Annotated in this window: 18 protein-coding genes; 4 read left to right on the top strand and 14 right to left on the bottom strand. The window is 61.1% G+C overall.

Features of this window, described 5'->3' with window-relative positions; translation table 11 throughout:
• Positions 1-41 precede the first annotated feature (41 nt).
• Entirely contained in the window at positions 42-1,241 is a 1,200-nt protein-coding gene (mnmA, locus tag ATY29_RS23610; protein WP_003566308.1) for a tRNA 2-thiouridine(34) synthase MnmA, read from the bottom strand.
• A gap of 507 nt (positions 1,242-1,748) precedes the next feature.
• Here mnmA and ATY29_RS23605 point away from each other — a divergent pair.
• Positions 1,749-2,012, top strand: coding sequence for a hypothetical protein (locus ATY29_RS23605; RefSeq protein ID WP_003566311.1), 264 nt, complete (start codon positions 1,749-1,751; stop codon positions 2,010-2,012).
• 80 nt (positions 2,013-2,092) lie between these two features.
• Here the strand turns inward: ATY29_RS23605 and serA are convergent, their stop codons facing one another.
• From serA to ybgC, 13 genes are all read right to left on the bottom strand, one after another.
• Complete coding sequence (gene serA, locus ATY29_RS23600) at positions 2,093-3,688, bottom strand: phosphoglycerate dehydrogenase (protein ID WP_003566312.1); 1,596 nt, start codon at positions 3,686-3,688, stop codon at positions 2,093-2,095.
• 145 nt (positions 3,689-3,833) lie between these two features.
• Complete coding sequence (locus ATY29_RS23595) at positions 3,834-5,012, bottom strand: phosphoserine transaminase (RefSeq protein ID WP_003566314.1); 1,179 nt, start codon at positions 5,010-5,012, stop codon at positions 3,834-3,836.
• 183 nt (positions 5,013-5,195) lie between these two features.
• Complete coding sequence (locus ATY29_RS23585) at positions 5,196-6,032, bottom strand: outer membrane protein (protein WP_097533169.1); 837 nt, start codon at positions 6,030-6,032, stop codon at positions 5,196-5,198.
• 265 nt (positions 6,033-6,297) lie between these two features.
• A complete protein-coding gene (gene glmM / locus ATY29_RS23580; protein ID WP_003566317.1) occupies positions 6,298-7,650 on the bottom strand; it encodes a phosphoglucosamine mutase in 1,353 nt (450 codons plus the stop codon).
• A 244-nt stretch (positions 7,651-7,894) separates the two neighbouring features.
• Entirely contained in the window at positions 7,895-9,826 is a 1,932-nt protein-coding gene (gene ftsH, locus ATY29_RS23575; protein WP_003566319.1) for an ATP-dependent zinc metalloprotease FtsH, read from the bottom strand.
• A 97-nt stretch (positions 9,827-9,923) separates the two neighbouring features.
• Positions 9,924-11,306, bottom strand: coding sequence for a tRNA lysidine(34) synthetase TilS (gene tilS / locus ATY29_RS23570; protein ID WP_097533168.1), 1,383 nt, complete (start codon positions 11,304-11,306; stop codon positions 9,924-9,926).
• An 11-nt stretch (positions 11,307-11,317) separates the two neighbouring features.
• Positions 11,318-12,307 (bottom strand): tol-pal system protein YbgF, encoded by a 990-nt coding sequence (gene ybgF, locus ATY29_RS23565; protein ID WP_025416990.1) that lies wholly within the window; start codon positions 12,305-12,307, stop codon positions 11,318-11,320.
• A 161-nt stretch (positions 12,308-12,468) separates the two neighbouring features.
• Positions 12,469-13,002 carry a peptidoglycan-associated lipoprotein Pal gene (gene pal / locus ATY29_RS23560; protein WP_097533167.1) on the bottom strand — a complete coding sequence of 178 codons (534 nt, stop codon included), beginning with the start codon at positions 13,000-13,002 and terminating at the stop codon, positions 12,469-12,471.
• A 144-nt stretch (positions 13,003-13,146) separates the two neighbouring features.
• Positions 13,147-14,454 carry a Tol-Pal system beta propeller repeat protein TolB gene (gene tolB / locus ATY29_RS23555; protein WP_003566328.1) on the bottom strand — a complete coding sequence of 436 codons (1,308 nt, stop codon included), beginning with the start codon at positions 14,452-14,454 and terminating at the stop codon, positions 13,147-13,149.
• A 109-nt stretch (positions 14,455-14,563) separates the two neighbouring features.
• Entirely contained in the window at positions 14,564-15,709 is a 1,146-nt protein-coding gene (gene tolA, locus ATY29_RS23550) for a cell envelope integrity protein TolA (RefSeq protein WP_003566330.1), read from the bottom strand.
• Positions 15,710-15,717: 8 nt separating this feature from the next.
• A complete protein-coding gene (gene tolR / locus ATY29_RS23545; RefSeq protein ID WP_003566333.1) occupies positions 15,718-16,173 on the bottom strand; it encodes a protein TolR in 456 nt (151 codons plus the stop codon).
• 18 nt (positions 16,174-16,191) lie between these two features.
• Positions 16,192-16,911: a protein TolQ gene (gene tolQ / locus ATY29_RS23540; RefSeq protein WP_003566335.1), complete on the bottom strand. Its 720-nt coding sequence runs from the start codon at positions 16,909-16,911 to the stop codon at positions 16,192-16,194.
• 481 nt (positions 16,912-17,392) lie between these two features.
• Entirely contained in the window at positions 17,393-17,848 is a 456-nt protein-coding gene (ybgC, locus tag ATY29_RS23535; protein WP_012485098.1) for a tol-pal system-associated acyl-CoA thioesterase, read from the bottom strand.
• A gap of 164 nt (positions 17,849-18,012) precedes the next feature.
• Between ybgC and ATY29_RS23530 the strand changes: the two genes are divergently transcribed.
• From ATY29_RS23530 to ATY29_RS23515, 3 genes are all read left to right on the top strand, one after another.
• On the top strand, positions 18,013-19,233 hold the full coding sequence (locus ATY29_RS23530; RefSeq protein ID WP_097533166.1) for an NAD-dependent epimerase/dehydratase family protein: 1,221 nt from the start codon (positions 18,013-18,015) through the stop codon (positions 19,231-19,233).
• A 204-nt stretch (positions 19,234-19,437) separates the two neighbouring features.
• Positions 19,438-20,262, top strand: coding sequence for a glycosyltransferase (locus ATY29_RS23520; RefSeq protein ID WP_025416995.1), 825 nt, complete (start codon positions 19,438-19,440; stop codon positions 20,260-20,262).
• Positions 20,259-21,176 (top strand): NAD-dependent epimerase/dehydratase family protein, encoded by a 918-nt coding sequence (locus tag ATY29_RS23515; RefSeq protein WP_003566346.1) that lies wholly within the window; start codon positions 20,259-20,261, stop codon positions 21,174-21,176. The genes ATY29_RS23520 and ATY29_RS23515 overlap by 4 nt, the downstream gene beginning before the upstream one ends.
• Positions 21,177-21,220: the final 44 nt, after the last annotated feature.

Here is a 21,220-nt window from a genome sequence, read left to right as displayed (position 1 = left end):
GAAAAACGCTGGGCTTTGATGCCTGCCCTCTCCTGTTGATTTCAGGCGGCGACGGGGCTGGACAAAAGAGCCTTCAACGAGGCTTCGGCTGAAGGTTCCCGCTCCGAACGCTCGATGAAGCCGCCGCCGAAGACGCGGGCGTTGTCGCCGGGTGCCGAATAAAGCGCGCAGGCCTGACCGGGGGCGATACCCGCCTCGCCAACCGTAAGGTCGACATAGGTGCCGGTGGCATCGACGTGCAGCACGGCGGGCGCCGGCGCCCGTGTCGAGCGGACCTTGGCGTAGCAGGCAAAGCCTTTGCCGGAGGCGGCTTCCGCCAGCGTCTCGTCGCCCAGCCAGTTGACATCACGCAGGTAGACGCGGTGCGTTTCCAGCGCTTCTTTCGGGCCGACGATGACGCGGCGCGAGCGGGCATCGAGAAAGACGACATAGAGCGGCTCGCCGGTGGCAATACCGATGCCGCGGCGCTGGCCGATCGTGAAATGCAGAATGCCTTCATGGGTGCCGAGCACCCGGCCGTCGAGATGGACGATCTCGCCGGCGAGCGCCGCATTCGGCTTCAGCTTGGTGATGACGTCGGAATATTTGCCCTGCGGCACGAAGCAGATGTCCTGGCTGTCGGCCTTCTTGGCGACGACGAGGCCCATCTCTTCGGCAAGTCTGCGCGTCTCGGCCTTCGGCAGACCGCCCAAGGGAAAGCGGAGATAATCGATCTGTTCCTGCGTCGTGGCGAACAGGAAATAGCTTTGGTCGCGATCGGCATCGGCCGGCCGGTAAAGCGCGCGGCGGCCGGGATGCTCCGGCGACGGGTTCGGCCGCGAGCGGATATAGTGGCCGGTCGCCAGCGCATCGGCGCCAAGCTCCTTGGCGGTCGCCAGCAGATCGGCAAACTTGACGGTCTGGTTACAGGACACACAAGGGATCGGCGTTTCGCCGGCCACATAGCTTTCGGCGAAGGGATTGATCACCGTCTCGCGAAAGCGCTTCTCGTAGTCCAGAACGTAGTGCGGAATGCCGAGTGTTTCGCAGACGCGGCGCGCATCGTCGATATCCTGGCCGGCGCAACAAGAGCCTGCACGGTGAACGGCAGCCCCATGGTCGTACAACTGCAGCGTGATGCCGAGCACATCGTAACCCTGCTGTTTGAGAAGGCCGGCGACGACAGATGAATCGACGCCGCCCGACATGGCGACGACGACACGGGTCTCTTCCGGCTGCTTGTCAAAATCCAGTGTGTTCAACGGTGGTGCCAAATTCTGCGTGGGTCACGATCCGCCCTTGCGCTGCAATTGCGGCGGATTTGCCGATATCAGGCGGGATCGGCCGCCATTTCTCGATGAGGAACCGATATAGAAAGGATTGCATCAGGACGCAAGGGGCGGCCTCGGATCGCGGATTTGGAATACCCGGCGAAAGCAAGGCGCGGCCTAAGCCACGCCTTGGAAGCGGGGGGTGCGGCTCAGGTGCCGATCAGCTTGTTGCAGGCGAATGCGATGCCCGGATTGGCGATGATAGCGGTCAAGAGCGCCAGTCCGATGATCGAGAATGAATAGCGCTTCATAAACATCCTCCTTTTCCAGCCCGTAGGAATTATGCCGGTTCGGCCCCAATTCTCAAAATAACGAATGCTTGAGCAGGACGGCTGAACCGAAAATCAATCGCACAATAATTCAACCGCCATGGAACATTTCCCTCCATCATGCGTTGCAGGTGATCAATGTCGCAATCGAATTTCTGCGGAGGGTTGCATGGCCAGGTTCGGAACGGCAGCGGATTACAGCAGGATCAGACACTGGATCGAGAAACGCGGTGGGCATCCCGCCCGTATCAAGGACGCCCGGGACAGCGAAACCGTCGGCATCGACTTCTCCTCGGAACCGATGGAGGAAATTTCCTGGGACGAATTCTTCCAAGGTTTTGACGACAGCCGGCTCGCTTTTCTTCATCGCACGAAGGCAGAGGACGATGCCGCACGTCTCGGCCGGATGGTCCGCCGACGCAAGCACCACTGACTTCTGCCATTCCCGATGCAGCAAAAACCCGGCGCCCTTCCGCGCCGGGTTTTCCGTGTCTTGCCTTGGGAGGGCGAAACTCAGTCGATGTTAAAGGTGAGCAGCTTTGCCTGGCGGATTGCCGGGTGGGCTGTCAGCTGACCGAGCACGGCGTCATCCACCTCGCCGTCGACATAGAGCAGCGCGATGGCGTCGCCGCCCTGCTTGTCGCGGCCGAGCTGGAAGTTGGCGATATTGACGCCCGCAGTACCAAGCGTCATGCCGATGAAGCCGATCATGCCGGGAACGTCGGTATTGGTGATGTAGATCATGTGCGATCCGACGTCGGCATCGAGATTGATGCCCTTGATCTGGATGAAGCGCGGCTTGCCATCCGAAAACACCGTGCCGGCGACGGAACGCGTCATGCTCTCGGTCGTCACCGTCAGCTTGATATAACCATCGAACACACCTGTCTTGTCGCGCTTGACCTCGGAAAGCACGACGCCCTTTTCCTTGACCATGATCGGCGCCGAAACCATGTTGACGTCGGCGACCTGCGGGCGGATGAGACCGGCGAGCACGGCACTCGTCAGCGCCCGCGTGTTCATGTTGGCGGTGATGCCGTCATAGAGGATTTCGATTTCCTTGATCGGCTCCTCGGTGACCTGGCCGACGAAGGCGCCGAGCACATCGGCAAGGCGGATGAAGGGCTTCAGGATCGGCGCTTCCTCCGCGGTGATCGACGGCATGTTGATGGCGTTGGAGACCGCACCCTTGACGAGGTAATCCGCCATCTGTTCGGCCACCTGGAGGGCGACGTTTTCCTGGGCCTCAGTCGTCGAGGCGCCGAGATGCGGCGTGCAGACAACATTCGGCAGGCCGAAGAGCGGGCTTTCCTTGGCCGGCTCGACCTCGAAAACGTCGAAGGCGGCACCGGCGACATGGCCGGACTTGATGGCTTCAGCAAGGGCTGCCTCATCGACCAGGCCGCCACGGGCGCAGTTGATGATCCGCACGCCCGGCTTGGTCTTCGCCAGCGCTTCCTTGTTGAGGATGCCACGCGTCTTGTCGGTCATCGGCACGTGCAGCGTGATGAAGTCGGCCCGGGCGAAAAGCTCGTCGAGCTCGACCTTGGTGACGCCCATCTCCTCGGCGCGCTCCTTGGAGAGGAACGGATCATAAGCGACGACGTGCATCTTCAAGCCGATAGCGCGGGCGCAGACGATCGAGCCGATATTGCCGGCGCCGATGACGCCGAGCGTCTTGCCGGTGATTTCGACGCCCATGAATTTCGACTTCTCCCATTTGCCGGCCTGCGTCGAGGTATCGGCTGCCGGAAGCTGGCGGGCGACGGCGAACATCAGCGCGATCGCATGTTCGGCCGTGGTGATCGAATTGCCGAAGGGCGTGTTCATGACGATGATGCCGCGGCGCGAGGCGGCCGGGATATCGACATTGTCGACACCGATGCCGGCGCGGCCGACAACCTTGAGGTTCGTCGCCCCTTGAATGATCTTTTCCGTCACCTTGGTGGCAGAGCGGATGGCCAGACCATCATACTTACCGATGACGTCGAGCAGACGGTCCTTATCCTTGCCGAGCTGCGGTTCGAAATCAACTTCGACGCCGCGGTCGCGGAAGATCTGGACGGCGGTTTCCGACAATTCGTCGGATACGAGAACGCGAGGTGCCATTGTGGCCTCCTTCAAAAGTGTTCAGCGATGAATGAATCAGGGATGCCAGAGCATGATGCCGAAAAGTGTGAGCGGTTTTCGGACGACATCATGCTCTAATTCTTTGAATCGACTCCGCCCTGCGGCGGAGCCGGATGCGATCACGTCAGGCGGCCGCCTGAGCGAGCTGCGCCTTCTGCGTTTCGAAGGCCCAGGAAAGCCAGGGCATCAGCTTCTGCATGTCGGATGCCTCGATCGTGGCGCCGGCCCAGATGCGCAGGCCCGATGGCGCGTCGCGGTAGTGGCCGACGTCATAGGCCACACCTTCCTTTTCCAGGAGGCCGACCAGCCCCTTGGCGAAAGCGGCCTGGCCGTCGTCGTCAAGCGCCGTGATGTCCTTGTCGACGATCTTCAGGCAGACGGAGGTGTTGGAGGCCGTTTCCGCCTTGACGGCGAGATTGGCGATCCAGTCGTTGGCCGCGACGAAATCGTGGATGACCTTGGCATTGGCATCGGCGCGGGCAATCAGCGCCTTAAGGCCGCCGAGGCCCTTGGCCCAGACCAGCGCATCGATATAGTCCTCGACGCAGAGCATCGACGGCGTATTGATCGTCTCGCCCTGGAAGATGCCTTCCGTCAACTTGCCGCCCGAGGTCATGCGGAAGATCTTCGGCAGCGGCCAGGCGGGCGTATAGGTGGTGAGACGCTCGACGGCGCGCGGCGAGAGAATGATGACGCCATGCGCGCCCTCGCCGCCCAGAACCTTCTGCCAGGAGAAGGTGACGACATCGAGCTTGGCGAAATCGAGTTCCTGCGCGAAAGCAGCCGAGGTGGCATCGCAGATCGTCAGGCCCTTGCGGTCGGCAGGGATGAAATCGGCGTTCGGCACGCGCACGCCCGACGTGGTGCCGTTCCAGGTGAAGACGACATCGCGATCGAAATCGACGGCGGCGAGATCGGGAAGCTCGCCGTAACCGGCTTCGAGCCTGCGCACATCCTTGAGCTTCAGCTGCTTGACGACATCGGTGACCCAGCCGGCGCCGAAGCTTTCCCAGGCGAGCATGTCGACGCCACGTTCGCCGAGCAGCGACCAGAGCGCCATTTCGACGGCGCCGGTATCGGACGCCGGAACGATACCGATGCGGTAATCCGCCGGCACGTCGAGAATTTCACGGGTAAGGTCGATGGCCTGCTTGAGCTTGGTCTTGCCGACCTTCGCGCGGTGCGAACGGCCAAGGGCCGCGTCGGAAAGGGCATCGAGCGACCAACCGGGGCGCTTCGAGCAGGGGCCAGAAGAAAAATGAGTATTGTGCGGACGGATGTCCGGCTTTGCGGTCTTCGCCATGATGCTATCCTCTCAGATAGAAAGCCCTTCGTTGGGGAAGGGTGTCCCGCCGCCGTGTGTATGGATAGCAGACGCCATAGTCAAGATCGAAGTGTCGCAGAGAGAGGATATTTTGACGCAGGCACGATTGACGCGGCAAAAAGCCGCCCGGGCGGGCGGCTTTCTGATGGAGAAGAATTGAGCTTACTTGTAGACCGCCGGCTGCAGCGGGATTTCCGGCGGCGGTTCGTAGCTCGCCTGGGCGCAGCCGCCGAACAGATAGCGGGCGCCGACGCGGGCTTCGTGGACGCTGAGACCCTTGTCGCGGCCAGGGCCGCCGTTTTGGGCGTATCCGAACATGTTGCCGCCGTCGATATGTAGATAGCGGTAGCCGACATCGGCCTTGACGTTGCAGGTGACGTCGATCGAGGCGCCGGCCATGAGGGCGTAAGTAAAGCGCCAGTTGCCCTTGCCGCCATGGGTGACCTGGTCATCGCAGAAGCTGCCGTCATCGGCGCAGGCGACGTTTCGCAGGTTCTTCCACTTGACGTAGGAACCACCGATACCGGCGCCGACGTAGGGCGTGACATAGCCGTAGGTGCCGAGATCGACGTAGGCGTTGGCAAGCAGCGTATAGGCGGTCAGCGAAGAGCGGTCGCTCGACGTGCAATCCACCAGGGGGAAGCCGCACTGTCCGACCGTCGAGCCTTTGAAATCAGCCTGCGTCAAATAGTCGAAGGTCAGATCGGTGCGCAGATAGCTGTTGATCTGATAACCGACACCGCCGCCGATCGTCCATGCGTCGTCGAGGTCTGCATCGTCAAAATCGACTTCGGTGGCGTTGCTGCCCTGGAAATAACGCGCTCCGCGCAGATCGGTGAAGGCATAACCGACATCGCCGCGCAGATACCAGCCGGTCGCTTCAGTGACCGTCACCTCGGGCGGCTGCTCCGGGATCGGCTCGGCAGGGGCGAGGTCCGCGGAATAGGCGTTTGTCGCGATCAACAATGCGGCGAAGATGCCGGACAAGCTTCTTTTCATGGATCCCACTCCAAAATCCGTTGGGTCGGCAGGCTGAAGTCGCTGCCAAACTGATACGCTTCGGATGGATAATGAAGGGGAAACGTTAAAAGCTGCTTAACCACGATTATTTACCGTATTTTGCAGATACTCCTGAAAGAAAAACAGCGATCGCAGCGATAAGAATTCGGCCTTCAGCGACTATAGAATCTGGCTGAACCGAACGCGCATGACGAAAAAGCCGGCGCATGCGCACCGGCTTCTTCAGTAATCTATTGTCACAGGATCAGGCGGCGGTGCGCACGTTCGAGATCGTGCCGATCAGCTCGTTAACGATGCGCTCGATCTGGGCGCGGTCGTCACCCTCGGCCATGACGCGGATCAGCGGCTCGGTGCCCGAGGGGCGGATGACGAGGCGGCCGTTCTTGGCGAGCTCGGTTTCGGCATCGGCGATCGCCTTCTGCACCTGGAGATCCTCCAGCGGTTTGCCGCCGCTGATGCGGACATTGCGCAGGAGCTGCGGCACCGGCTCGAAGCGGCGGCAGACCTCGCTGACGGTCCGCCCGGTCCGCTTCACCGCAGCCAGGATCTGCAGCGCTGCGACCAGACCGTCGCCGGTCGTACCGTAGTCAGAAAGCACGATGTGGCCCGATTGCTCGCCGCCGACATTGTAGTTGTGCTGGCGCATATGCTCGACGACGTAGCGGTCGCCGACCCGCGTTCGGGCAAGCGCCATGCCGCGCTCGTCGAGGAAGCGCTCTAGGCCGAGATTGGACATCACGGTGGCGACAATGCCGTTGCCGCGCAGCTGCTGGTTCTCGGCCCAGCTCTCGGCGATGACGGCCATCAGCTGGTCGCCGTCGACGATCGAGCCGTTTTCGTCGACGATGATGACACGGTCCGCATCGCCATCGAGCGCAATGCCGATATCGGCACGCACCTCGTCGACCTTCTTCTGCAGCGCCACCGGGCTGGTGGAGCCGCAATTAAGATTGATGTTGGTGCCATTCGGCTCATTGCCGATGGTGACGACTTCGGCGCCGAGTTCCCAGAGCACGGCAGGCGCCACTTTGTAGGCAGCACCATTGGCGCAGTCGATCGCAATCCTCAGCCCCTGCAGCGTCACGTCGCGCGGCAAAGTCCGTTTGGCATGTTCGATATAGCGGTCATGCACGCCATCGACGCGCTTGGCGCGCCCGATATCGTCGGATTTGGCAAGCTGCGCGTTCAGGTCCTTTTCGAGCAGATCCTCGATCTCGGCTTCGAGATCGTCGGAAAGCTTGTAACCATCAGGGCCGAAGAGCTTGATGCCGTTATCCTCATAAGGATTGTGCGAAGCCGAGATCATCACGCCGATATCGCAGCGCAGCGAGCGCGTCAGCATGGCGACGGCAGGCGTCGGAATCGGGCCGAGAATAAAGGCATCCAGACCGGCAGCGGTGAAGCCTGCGACCATGGCGTTCTCAAGCATATAACCGGAGAGGCGCGTATCCTTGCCGATGACGACGCGGTGGCGGTGATTGCCGCGGCGGAAGATCGTACCGGCGGCAATGCCGACCCGCATGGCGAGATCCGGCGTCATCGGGAAGACGTTGGATTGGCCGCGTATGCCGTCCGTACCGAAATAGCGTCTCTTCATCTGCACTCCTGCGCTTTCCGCGCGCCATTCAAGGCAGCGCACCATTCCAAGCTAGTCCGGCTTCCATGGAATGTCGTCGATCCAGGAGCGTGAATCATGCTTGCCTCAATTCAGCGGAATGCCACAAAATGCGGCGATCGGCACGTAAATTAGCAAGAAAAATGATTATATCCCGTTACCAATAGAAAAGGCCGGACCTTCCGCTGGGGAAAATTCGGCCTTTGTTCAAGATCGTGCCAACCGCTCAATGCGGCTGCGGTTCGAGCCCGGCTTCGGGTTCATCACCCTTGGCGGCAGGCCTTGCGCCGGCTTTCGGAACCGCCGAGCCGCGGCTTGGCGGCGAATCATCGCCGAGATCGCGCGACGGCTTCTCACCGCGGATCAGCGCCTTGATCTCTTCACCGGTCAGCGTCTCGTATTCGAGCAGACCCTCGGCAAGGGCGACGAATTCGTCGTGCTTATCCGTCAGGATCGTGCGGGCCTGCGTATAGGCTTCGTCGATCAGGCGGCGCACTTCGTTGTCGATTTTCTGCGCGGTTGCTTCCGAAACGTTCTTCGACTGCGAAACCGAATGCCCGAGGAAGACTTCCTGCTGGTTCTCGCCATAGGCGACCTGACCGAGCTCGTCGGAGAAGCCCCATTGCGTGACCATGGCGCGGGCAAGTTTGGTGGCCTGCTCGATGTCGGAGGAGGCACCCGAAGTGATGTTCTCCTTGCCAAAGGTGAGCTCTTCGGCGACGCGGCCACCCATCATGATGCACAGGCGCGACACCATCCACTTGTAGCTCATCGAGTAGCGGTCGCCCTCGGGAAGCTGCATGACCATGCCGAGCGCACGGCCGCGCGGAATGATCGTCGCCTTGTGCAGCGGATCGGCGACGGCGACGTTAAGCGCGGTGATGGCGTGACCGGCCTCATGGTAAGCGGTGAGCTTCTTTTCCGCCTCGGTCATGGCCGAGGAACGGCGCTCGGCGCCCATCATGATCTTGTCCTTGGCGTCTTCGAATTCCTGCATGGTGACGACGCGCTTGTTGCGGCGGGCGGCCATGAGAGCGGCTTCGTTGACGAGGTTCATCAGATCGGCGCCGGAGAAGCCGGGCGTGCCGCGGGCGAGAACCTTGAGATCGACATTCGGCGCCAGCGGAACGTTGCGCGCATGCACCTTGAGAATGCGCTCGCGGCCGACGATATCCGGGTTCGGCACCACGACCTGACGGTCGAAACGGCCGGGACGCAGCAGCGCCGGGTCAAGCACGTCGGGGCGGTTGGTGGCGGCAATCAGGATTACGCCTTCATTCGCCTCGAAGCCATCCATTTCCACAAGCAGCTGGTTCAGCGTCTGTTCGCGTTCGTCATTGCCGCCGCCGAGACCGGCGCCACGATGACGACCGACGGCATCGATTTCGTCGATGAAGATGATGCAGGGCGCATTCTTCTTCGCCTGCTCGAACATATCGCGCACGCGGCTGGCGCCGACGCCGACGAACATTTCGACGAAGTCAGACCCGGAAATGGTGAAGAAGGGCACGTTGGCTTCGCCGGCAACCGAGCGGGCAAGCAGCGTCTTGCCGGTGCCCGGAGGGCCGACGAGCAGCACGCCGCGCGGGATCTTGCCGCCGAGACGCTGGAACTTCTGCGGATCCCGCAGGAATTCGACGATTTCTTCGAGATCCTGCTTGGCTTCGTCGACACCGGCGACGTCTTCGAAGGTGACACGGCCATGCGCTTCGGTGAGCAGCTTGGCCTTCGACTTGCCGAAGCCCATGGCGCCACGCGAGCCGCCCTGCATTTGCCGCATGAAGAACAGCCAGACGCCGAGGATCAGCAGCATCGGCAGCAGCGTCCCGAGGTAGCTCAGAAAGCCGGAGGAACCATCGGTCTCCGGACGCGCGGTGACGGCAACGTTTTTGGCCTGCAGGCGGTCGAGCAAGCTGTCGTCGATGACGGGCGAATAGGTCTGGAAGTTATTGTTATTCTCCAGATATGTTCCGCTCAGCCGATTGCCGGTGACCACGACATCCTTCACGCGGCCCGCATCGACCTCACGCAGAAACTGCGAATAAGGGATTTCGCGGGAGCCCGTCTGCGCCGGCGCCGTCTGGAACATACTGAAAAGGGCGATCAGCAGAAGCGCTATGATCGCCCACAAGGCGAAATTACGTAAGTTAGGGTTCATTGAACTCCCCAGCACTGGAACAGCCGCCTCATGGCGACCGTCTTATTCGTTTCTAACATAGGGTTGCGCCGTGCGATTGCCAAGGCGATCCCCCAGGTCAGATGGTTTTTCCGTCAATACTTCTTAAAGGCGGCCTCGCATAGGGCGCCGTCGCGAAAACCGCCGAAAGCCTGTTGGCAAAGATGAAATCAAATCGTGTCAAAAAGCGGTCGAAGGGTGCGAAATAGGGCGTGAGGCCGATTGCCCCGGCGGTTTCCGGAGATAATGGGGCTTTGTCGGCGGACAAGACCGGTGCCGAGGCCATGGCGCGTCTCCATGCTGCTTTGGGAAGCCCCCTACCCCACCCTTCCTCATTCCTCTCCTCGGGCTTGACCCGAGGATCAAGCACGAGGAGAGGAATGAGGGAGGAGCGGCCGGCTTGCCCTTCTATTCTTGTGGCTATTGCCGACCCATTGCGCACACGAAACCTCCCATCCCACACCCCTGCCTCTCCCGGCTGCAATACCAGCGGCGTTGTCCCCCGGGTCTCGCGGGAAAAATAAAGCCCGTCACGCCTGAGATCGAACACCACCCGGCCGACCGTCATCCGGCCTGGGTCGCCGCCGCCGGCAAACCGGAGAAGGCGCTCCATCTGCGCCCTGCCCGGCACAAACGGCTGCCCGCCGAAAACGGCCGTCAGGCGGCCCAGTGCATAGTCGAGTACTGCCCGATCCTGCCTCAACCCGTCTGGCATCACCTGCCCGAGCAAACCGCCGTGAAGCCTGAAATGACGATCCAGCCATTCGGCGCCTCTGGACGAAAGAGCCAGCCGCTCCTCCCAGGCGGCACGAATGTCCTGCTCCGCAGATGCATCGGCCGAAAGCCGCTGGCGCGTCCGCACGCGCTCGTACCTCATATCCTCGTTGCTGGGATCGTCGATCCAGCGCGTACCTCGCTCCCTCAGGAAGGCCCGGATATCCGCCCGGGTGGAAAAGAGAAGCGGCCGCAAAATCCAGAAACGCCGGTCGAAAAGCACCGCATCGGCAATACCGGTCGAGATCTGCGCCGTTCGGATGCCGCGCATGGCAAGCGTTTCGCGCTGATCGTCGAATGTATGGCCGGTGACAATGAGATCGGCTGCGACGCTTTCTGCGGCATTGGCGAGCAGGCCGTAACGCGCCTCGCGGGCTGCGGCCATGATACCGGTCTTCGGCTTGTCGCCTTGCCAGGTCATGATGGTGTGGGCAATGCCGAGCGATGTGCAGAGGGCTGCGACTTCACGCGCCTCGTCTGCGGAGTCGGCGCGCAACGCATGATCGACGGTCGCAGCGCATAGGGAAATCTTGAGATGCGGCGCGGCCTTCACGACTTCATCGAGAAGGAGAAGCAGGCCGGTGGAATCGCTGCCGCCCGAGATCGCGACGAGAATGCGTGCGGGGCTTTGGAGCGAGTTAAGAAACTGGAGGATCGCCTCTCGAGGCGAAGGGGCTTCCGGAGACATGCCGGAAGACCTTAGCAGGCGAGGCGCTTCTGTTCGCTTCCAACCTTGCTTATGACGGCACGCGAAGCCTTCGGGTAACGCTTCGAGACTTCGCGCAGCGTCGCACAGGCCGTCTCCTTATTGTCGAGGGCGGCAAGCGACATGCCGAGCTTCAACAGCATCTCCGGCGCCTTTTCTGATGTGCCGTATTTCTGGTGCGCATTGAGGAAGGTTTTGGCCGCCTCATTGTACTTGCCCTGCGAATAGAGCGCCTCGCCAAGCCAGAAATTGGCGTCCGCCGCCCGCGCGCTGCTCGGGTAGCGGGTGATGTATTGGGTAAACTCCTGTTCGGCCGTGCTGTAATCGCCGGACAAGACATGACCATAGGCCGCCTTGTATTGGTCAGCCTCACCGCCGAGCGAGGCGGTTTGCTGCGGCGCGCCGGGATTGGCATCAGGGATAGGGCCGGAGCCGACAGTGGCGTTGTCGTCGACTGTCCCGCCGACCGCATTGCCGTTCTGATCGAAATCGATCGAGCCGAGCTCCTTCGGCGGTTGGCCGAGGCCACTATTGCTGGGCACGTTGGTGGAGGGAGCCGTTTCGGCTCCCTGTGGTGCCTGGATCACCCTGGCAACGTCATCGCCGCCGGACGCTGCCGGAGCGGCATCGGTCTCGCTCTTCTTGACGGGGGCTTTGGCGCCGCCACCACCGGCACCCGTCTTTTCCAACTGCTGGAAGCGGAATTCATTGTCTTCCTGCTGCTTGCGGATTGTCTCCTGCATCTGCAGCAGCTGGAAGCTCATTTCCTCGATCCGGCCGTTCAGCTGCCGCAATTGCTCCTCGAGCTGCTGCACGCGAATCTCGGCGTCGCCGCTCTGCACCTTGACAACAGGCGGCGCCGCTTGGTTTTCCGCGGATCGGCCGCCGAGATGCAGCCCAAAGAACGAGGCGGAATAGGCCGCCCGTTCGCTCCCGGTCACAGCCGCGAGGCACAGCATGCCTGCCACGACAAGTTTCTTCATATGTATCGTCCTGTCCCAGTGATTCTTCGCACCTCGATGGCACGAACAGGAGATTTTTCCAATTGCTTTCAAAAAGCAACGGAGTCTGGCCAAAGTGTGGTCAAAAAGAAAAGGCGGCCCCTGATGGGACCGCCCTTCGAAAGCGAACTGAAATCGGCACATTACATGCCGGCGCCGCCGAGAACCGTGACCGCGCGGCGGTTCTGCGACCAGCAGGAAATATCGTCGCAGACGGCGACCGGACGTTCCTTGCCGTAAGAAATCGTCTTCAGGCGCTGCGCCGGGACGCCGCGAGAAGCGAGATAATCCTTGGCGGCAGCCGCACGGCGGGCGCCGAGCGCGAGGTTGTACTCGCGCGTGCCGCGTTCGTCGGCATGGCCTTCCACGGTGATCTGGTAGTTCGGGTAGCGGCCAAGCCACTGGGCCTGACGGTCGAGCGTCTGCGAAGCATCGGCGCGGATCGACGAGGAGTCGGTATCGAAGAAGATGCGGTCGCCGACATTGACCGTGAAGTCCTGGGCCGAGCCCGGCGTTGCCGCACCGGCGCCGAGGCCGATATCGCCGGCGCTGTTCGGCATGCCGCCGTTCTTCTTGGCGCAGCTTGCGAGCGCGAGACCGGCGACCAGCGCGATCATGACGGGGTTGCGGGCGAAATTCTGCATGCGGCTCATTGCCGGGGTATGAATTCGGCTCATGGCCGGTCTCCTTGCGAGTTCATCAGGGTTTCCGGACAGTAACCGCACTCGGTTAACCGCCCCTCAAAGATTATGGTTAACGATTTACTGATTTGTCCCGTGGTCGCCCGGTTTTCATGATTCTGAGGCGACATGAAGGCAGCCCTACTCCATAAGCGGCGACCAAGCCGGGTCTGAACCGTAGGACGGTGTCTTGATGGCCTGTTCATTGTAGCCGGTCAGATCGATCGAATAGAGCTGCGGACCGCCCGAGCCCGCCGCCTGACGGAAGAACATGATGACACGGCCATTCGGCGCCCAGGTCGGGCCCTCGTTGTGGAAACCAGTCGTGAGGATACGCTCGCCCGAACCATCCGGCTTCATCACGCCGATCGAGAACTTGCCGCCTGACTGCTTGGTGAAGGCGATGAGATCGCCGCGTGGCGACCAGACCGGCGTAGAGTAACGGCCATCGCCGAAGGAGATGCGGGTCTGCCCGGACCCGTCGGCATTCATAACATAAATCTGTGACTGTCCGCCGCGGTCACTTTCGAAGGCGATGCGGTTGCCGTCAGGCGCATAGGAGGGCGAGGTGTCGATCGCAGCCGTCGAGGTCAGTCGCGTCGTCGTGCGCGAACGCAGGTCCATCGTATAGATGTTGGAATTGGCGTCCTGCTGCAGGCTCATGATCACCTTCTGACCATCCGGCGAAAAGCGCGGCGAGAATGTCATGCCCGGGAAATTGCCGACGACTTCGCGCTGCCCGGTTTCGAGCTGCAGCAGATAGACACGCGGTTGCTGGTTGGCAAAGGACATGTAGGTGACCTCCTGCCGGCTCGGCGAGAAGCGCGGCGTCAGCACGAGATCGCTGCCATCAGTCAGCATGCGCACGTTGAAGCCGTCCTGGTCCATGATCGCCAGCTGGCGCTTGCGCTGCTGCTTGGTGCCGGATTCGGAGACGAAGACCACGCGGGTGTCGAAATAGCCTTCCTCACCGGTGATCTGCTTGTAGATCGCATCGGCGATGATGTGAGCCACACGGCGCCAGTTCTCCGGCTGCGTATAGAACTGCTGACCGGTCATCTGCTGCCCGGCGAACGGGTCCCAGAGCCGGAATTCGGCGCGAAGACGGCCATCTGCTTCCTTGGTAACCCGGCCGGTGACCAGCGCCTGTGCATTGATGACCTTCCAGTCCTCGAAACGCGGCGAAGCGTCGGGATTAGAAATCTTCTCGATGAAGGCTGTCTTGTTGATGGGTGCAAAGAGACCGGAGCGCTGCAAGTCGGCAGCGATGACTTGCGAAACCTGCGCGCCCATGTCGCCCTGGAAGTCGGTCACCGCGATCGGAAGCGGTTGGACGTTACCCTTTCGAAGATCAAGGGTGAGCACCGCGTTCGCCGGAGTCGTAAAGGCTGCAACCCCAATCAGGCCTACAATGACCATCAGAGCGCGAATGAGGGAACACTTGACCATATCAAATAAGCCTTTCAGCACTTCATGAATTCAATTTGCCGGCAGCGGCGTTCAAGACAACTTGCTTCCAAGCATCGTACTTATCTTTCGAAGCTAGACTCCTCGACATCTAGATTCCCAAGCTGCTCGCATCGAAGTTGAGAACGACCTCATTCCAAGCATCATATTTGTCCATCGGAAGGGTCGAGGAAAAGGAAGGAGCGGATTTCATCACGGCACGGTAAGCAGCGCTTTCCAGCGCACGACGCGTCGAATCGCTGCTGCTTCCACCAGACGATTCGATGTCCGGCTGACCGATAATGGCGCCGTCTCTGCCCAACTTGAAATGCACCGTGATCACTAGGCCGGAAAGGCCTTCCATTCCGGGTGTGACAAGCCAGTTGCCTTCGATCAAGCTGCGCATCGCATCTTCTTCGCTCTGGCTGAGTTTCGAGCCACCATTGCTCTTTTTCGCACCGAGCGATGCCTCCTGCGTCGAGCGCTTGGCGCCCCCTGCGGAAGGATCGGTCTTGTTCAGCAAGGCCGAAATCTCGTCGGCATTGAAATCGCTCTTCATCGTCGAGGCCGATTTCGCCGTTTCCTGCTTCTTGTCCGCCTTCTTCTTGTCGGTCGGCGTATCGGCGGTCTTCGGCTGGTCCGGGGTCTTTTCCGGCGGCTTCTCGGCAGGCTTCTGTGGCTCCGGCGGTTTTACTTGCGGCTTGGCGACAGGGGTCGGCACATTGTCCGGCAATGCTTCCGCGTCCGGCTTCGGCGGTTCCTCGGGCTTGGCCTGCTCTTCCGGCGGCTTTTCCTCCGGCTTCGGCGGCGTCACTTCGACGGGCTTCGGCGGCGGAATGGAAGCGACCTCCTTCGGCTGCTCGACCTCCGTTTCCTCCTTGACGATGTCCTTGACATCATTCGGCTTCGGATCGGTCTTCGGCATCGGCTTTTCGCTCGAATTCGCCGCGGCAGCCTCGCTATTGCTCGGCTTGGCGTTCGGCACCGGCGGCGTCTTCAGGTCGACATTGTTGTCGCCGGCATTCTCCGCGGGCTGGGCGATCGGCGGCCGTGTCGTCGGCACCGGCGCAGACGTCTCCTTCTTCGGAGCCTTCTTGTCGCCCTGCTGCATCTGGGTGATGGATTCCACCGGCACCAGATCGACCGGCATCGCCTCGAAATCCTCCACCTTGAAGGATTCAGGCGCGCTGAGCGACACCATCGCCCAGGTAAGCACCAGACAGTGCAGAACAGCAGATGTGACGACGCTGGTCTTCATCTTGAACGTTACTGGTCCTTCTTCTGCTGCGTCACGAGACCGATATTCTTGAAGCCGGCGCCCTGGATACGGGCCATGACGTCGGCGATGACGCCGTAGGGCGCTGTCGCGTCGCCGCGCACGAAGATACGTTCGTTATAGCCGGTGGTAGCGATCGCCTCGAGCTTGGCTGCGATCTCGGCAGCCGGGATCGGGGTCTCCTGCAGAAACACTTCGCCGTCGTTCTTGACGGAGATGGTGATCGGCTGCGTCTCGGAATTCAGCGCCTTGGCCTGCGTTTCCGGCAGGTCGATCGGCACGCCGACAGTCATCATCGGTGCTGCGACCATGAAGATGATCAAAAGCACGAGCATGACGTCGACCAGCGGCGTCACGTTGATTTCGGAGATCACGGCCTTGTTCCGACCGCCGCGACGGCGGCGTCCGCCGCCCCCGCCGCCATTGCCTCCAACAGCCATACCCATGTTAGTATACTCCGTTGGTTACTGAGCGGCAGCGCGCGGCTGCAGTTTCTCGTCGATCTGGCGCGAAAGTATGGCGGAGAATTCATCCGCGAAACCTTCCATGCGACCCGAGAGCTTGCCGGCATCGGCAGAGAACTTGTTGTAGGCGATAACCGCCGGGATAGCGGCGACGAGGCCAATCGCGGTCGCAAGCAGCGCTTCGGCGATACCGGGCGCGACGACCGCAAGGTTGGTCGACTTCGAGCCGGCAATCGCCTGGAACGAGGTCATGATGCCGACGACCGTGCCGAAGAGACCGATGAACGGACCGGCTGAACCGATCGTTGCCAGTGATCCGAGACGGGCGCCGAGAAATTCCGATTCGCGTGACAGCGTCACGTCCATCGCCCGGTCGATACGCATCTGCAGGCCGATCGGCGAACGGGCGCCGCGCTCGAAAGATTTTTTCCATTCGCGCATGGCGGCCACGAAGATCGCCGCCAGTCCGGTATTGCTGCGTTCCGACAGTGAGCGGTAGAGTTCTTCCAGCGACTGACCCGACCAGAACACCTGCTCGAACTTGTCGAACTGGCGCCGTGCGCGGCCATAGGCCAGGTATTTGTCGATGACGATCGCCCAGGTCCACACCGAGGCTGCGATGAGCCCGAGCATGACGAGCTTGACGACGATGCCGGCCTGCATGAAAAGCGACCAGAGGCTGACGTCCGTCGTTGCTGCTGCCAATCCTATTTGTTCCATTGGTCCAAAATCCCCGAATCCAAACGCCCGGCGCTAGACCGGGCGGCACAAACTGATCTCGCAAGAAGTGTCCGGCGACCGCCGCCCAAAGCCCTGGTCAAACTTCCAAGCTCATCTTCCGCCTTCTTGCCGTCAAATTTGGTCAAAGGAAGGCGTGCACCGCACAAACTCCGACTTTCCCAGTAAGACACTATTATGGTTAATAGATCGTTAGTGCCGGACTGTGACAGTAAGCCTGCATCTGGAAGATTTCGTTCCACGGTTTACTTGACCGGAGCAAGATCCGGCTGCCGAAAAAGCACTCATCCTGCGGCACGGGAATTCCTTCACATAAAATTCAAGTTTTGACAAGCCTGAATTCCGGACGATTCGCAGCCCGATGCAGATGACTTTAGGCCGCCCGGCCTAAAGTCATCTGCATCTAAATCAAAAACAGAGCATGATGTCGTCCGAAAACCGCTCACACTTTTCGGCATCATGCTCAAAGCGGCGTGCTGCCTTCCAGGAATTTCGCCGCCAATGTTTCCGGCAGCCGCCGCGGCCGTCCCCTGGCGTTAATGACGGCGATGATCACCTTGGCGGCGATCAGCAGCGTCTCGCCCGAACGAATCTGCTGATTGAGCACCATCTTGGCGCCGCCGGCTTTTTCCGTATGAGTCAGGATCGTCAGCACATCGTCCATGCGCGCCGGGCTCTTGAAGTCGATCTCCATGCGGTGGACGACGAAGACGAGGCCCTCCTCATCGGCACTGACGAGCTCGCGCTGTTCGACACCGAGGCAGCGCAGATAATCGGTGCGGCCGCGCTCCAGGAAATGCAGGTAGCGGGCGTGATAGACCAGGCCGGAGAAATCCGTGTCTTCATAATAGACCCGCTGAACGAGGCGATGTCCGGCCTCCGTCAGCTCTCCCGAAATGGAAAAAGGGCGTTCTGTCATAATTTTCTCCAAACTTCGGTGCCCTCTTTGGCGCAACGCTTTCCGCCAGGCAAGCATTGAATGTCCGACCGGCAGGCATTGAATGCCCAGCCGGTAGGCGTTGAATGATTGTCATAATTCCTAACTATTCCCGATAGCGAACGAACCGATCAGGAGACGATGCGATGAAGATTGCGGTTATGGGCGGAGATGGTTTCATTGGCTGGCCGACATCGCTGCATCTCTCCGATGCCGGTCACGACGCCCATATCCTCGACAATCTCTCACGCCGCTGGATCGACACCGAACTCGGCGTTCAATCGCTGACACCGATGGATTCGATCCAGGAGCGGACCCGCATCTGGCATACCGAAACCGGACGCCGCATCCACTTCAATCTGATCGATCTCGCCAAGGACTACGAACTCCTGAAGAAATGGCTTTTCGAGCATCGCCCAGATGCGATCATCCACTTCGCCGAACAGCGGGCCGCACCCTATTCGATGAAGAGCGACCGCCACAAGAATTACACCGTCAACAACAATGTCAGCGCCACGCACAACCTCTTGAACGCGCTGACCGAACTCAATCTCGACGCCCATCTCATCCACCTCGGCACCATGGGGGTCTACGGCTATTCGACGGTCGGCGCAGCGATCCCCGAGGGCTACCTGCCGGTCGGCATCGAAACTCCAGCCGGCGAGACGGTCAGCCAGGAGATCCTCTATCCCTCCAATCCCGGCTCGATCTACCACATGACCAAGTGCCTGGATCAGCTTCTCTTCCAGTTCTACGCCAAGAACGACGGATTGAGGATCACCGACCTGCACCAGGGCATCGTCTGGGGCACGCATACCGCGCAGACGCGCCGCCATGCGCAGCTGATCAACCGTTTCGATTACGACGGCGATTACGGCACCGTGCTGAACCGCTTCCTCATCCAGGCGGCGATCGGCTATCCGCTGACCGTGCACGGCACCGGCGGCCAGACCCGCGCCTTCATCCATATCCAGGATTCGGTGCGCTGCATCGAGCTGGCGCTTGAGAATCCACCGGCCCGCGGCGCGCGTGTCGAGATCTTCAACCAGATGACTGAAACCCACCGGGTGCGCGACCTCGCGCAGATGATCGCGGGGATAAGCGGCGCCGACATCGCCTGGCTGCCCAACCCGCGCAAGGAAGCCGCCGAAAACGAGCTGATCGTTCAAAACGAGAAATTCCGAACTCTCGGCCTCGAACCGATCACGCTGGAAGCCGGCCTGCTCGGCGAGATCGTCGACGTCGCCAAGAAATTCGCCTATCGCGTCGACCGCTCGCGCGTGCCTGCTGTTTCCGCCTGGACCAAGGACATCGCCGCGACGATCAATCACGATCCGGAAGGCAAGCGGCTGAAGTCGGTGTCGTGAGCGAAGGCCTGATGTGTTGAAGCCCGGCCAGTCCAATAGTCTCCCCCTCATTCCCGTCCTCGGGTTTAGCCCGAGGGATGTCACAGGAATCCAGCGCGCCCAAGTCATTGGCCGCAGGAGAGTCATTCACGGCGCGGACGCGCCGTGGCTGGATTCCTTTGACCAGCACAGGAATGAGGGCGTGGGTGGAAGCGGCCGGCGCCAATGACATCTACCTCAAACTTTGCCTACGTCACCCTCGTCACCAATGCCGACTACGCCCTGGGCGCGACCGCCCTCGTCCACTCACTGAGGCGCACCGCCATCAGCGCCGACATCGTCGTCCTCCACACCGCCGGCGTCGATGCGGCCGCCCTCGCCCCGCTCAAGACCCTCGGCTGTCGCCTGATCGAGGTCGAGCATCTGCCGCTGTCTGCCGCCTTCAACGAACGCCATGCGCGCGGCCAGCTCCATTCCGCGGCCCCCTTCACCAAGGGCCGCAAGCCGGATTTCCATTCGCCGCTCGACAATTTCTGCAAGCTCAGGCTGTGGCAGCTCGTCGAATATGAGCGCTGCGTCTTCATCGATGCCGACGCCCTGGTGCTGAAGAACGTCGACAAGCTCTTCCTCTACCCGGAATTTTCCGCCGCCCCCAATGTCTATGAAAGCCTCGCCGACTTCCGCCGCATGAATTCCGGCGTCTTCGTCGCCACGCCCTCGCATGACACATTCCGGCACATGCTCGAAAGGCTCGACAGGCCAGACACCTTCTGGCGCCGCACCGACCAGACCTTTCTGGAGACCTTCTTCCCGGATTGGCACGGCCTGCCGGTTTATTTCAACATGCTGCAATATGTATGGTTCACCATGCCGGAGCTTTGGGACTGGAAGAGCATTTCGATCCTGCACTACCAGTATGAAAAACCGTGGGAAAAAGATCATCTCAAGGCAGCGCAGCTACAACCTTTGATCGATTTGTGGCACCATTTCCACCATAACAGCGATGTGCCCGAGATTACGGCGCTGGACAATCCGGAAGGGGCAATATGAAGGTACTGGTATCCGGCGGAACGGGTCTCGTCGGCCGCTATGTCGTCGAGGAGCTACTGACCGCCGGCTATCAGGTGATCGTCGGCGGACGCCGTGCGCCCCACCCGCGCCTCTTCTCGCGCCCGGTCGAGTTTGCAGCCCTTTCGCTCGATCCCGACAAGGACCAGATCGACGTCTTCGACGATGCCTATTTCTTCGTCCACGCCGCCTTCAGCCATGTTCCGGGCAAATACCGCGGCGGCGAGGGCGACGATCCGAAGACCTTTCACAGGCTCAATCTCGATGGCACCGTCCGTCTTTTCGAAGCTGCCAAACGCGCAGGCACGCGCCGTTGCATCTTCCTCTCCAGCCGCGCCGCCTATGGTCAACATCCTGAAGGAACCGAGCTCTGGGAAACGATGCTGGCCAAGCCAGAAACCCTCTACGGCCAGGTCAAGCTCGATGCCGAACGCGCACTTGCCCACCTCTCCACCCCAGGTTTTGCCGGCGTAAGCCTGAGGGCGACCGGCATCTACGGCGATCTCTCGCCGAACAAATGGGACGGTGTCATCGCCGATTACCTCGGCGGCCGACCGGTTGATTCACGTGTGGGAACGGAGCTTCACGGCCGCGACCTCGGGCGTGCGGTGCGGCTGATGCTGGAGACAGAGAGCAGCCGTATCTCCGGCGAGGTGTTCAACGTCTCGGACATATCGGTCGACACGCGCGATATCCTTTCACCCATCCGGCGCGAGACCGGCTGTCGGCACCTGCTGCCGCCCCCCGCCGACAAGGGGGCGCTCAATCCCATGAGCACCGCAAAAATCCGTGCGCTCGGCTGGATGCCGGGCGGGGCGCCGTTGTTTGAGGAGACGATGCAACAGCTCGCCGCCGCGCTGCCGGCTGCCCCACAACACAGGTCCACGCAAGTCTGACGTTGCAAGATGCGCCGAAAAGCAATCGAGGCCCCGAACTGTCG

Source organism: Rhizobium hidalgonense (assembly GCF_002914525.1).
In the GTDB taxonomy this organism is placed as follows: domain Bacteria; phylum Pseudomonadota; class Alphaproteobacteria; order Rhizobiales; family Rhizobiaceae; genus Rhizobium; species Rhizobium hidalgonense.
This window is presented reverse-complemented; position numbering and strand designations above follow the sequence as displayed.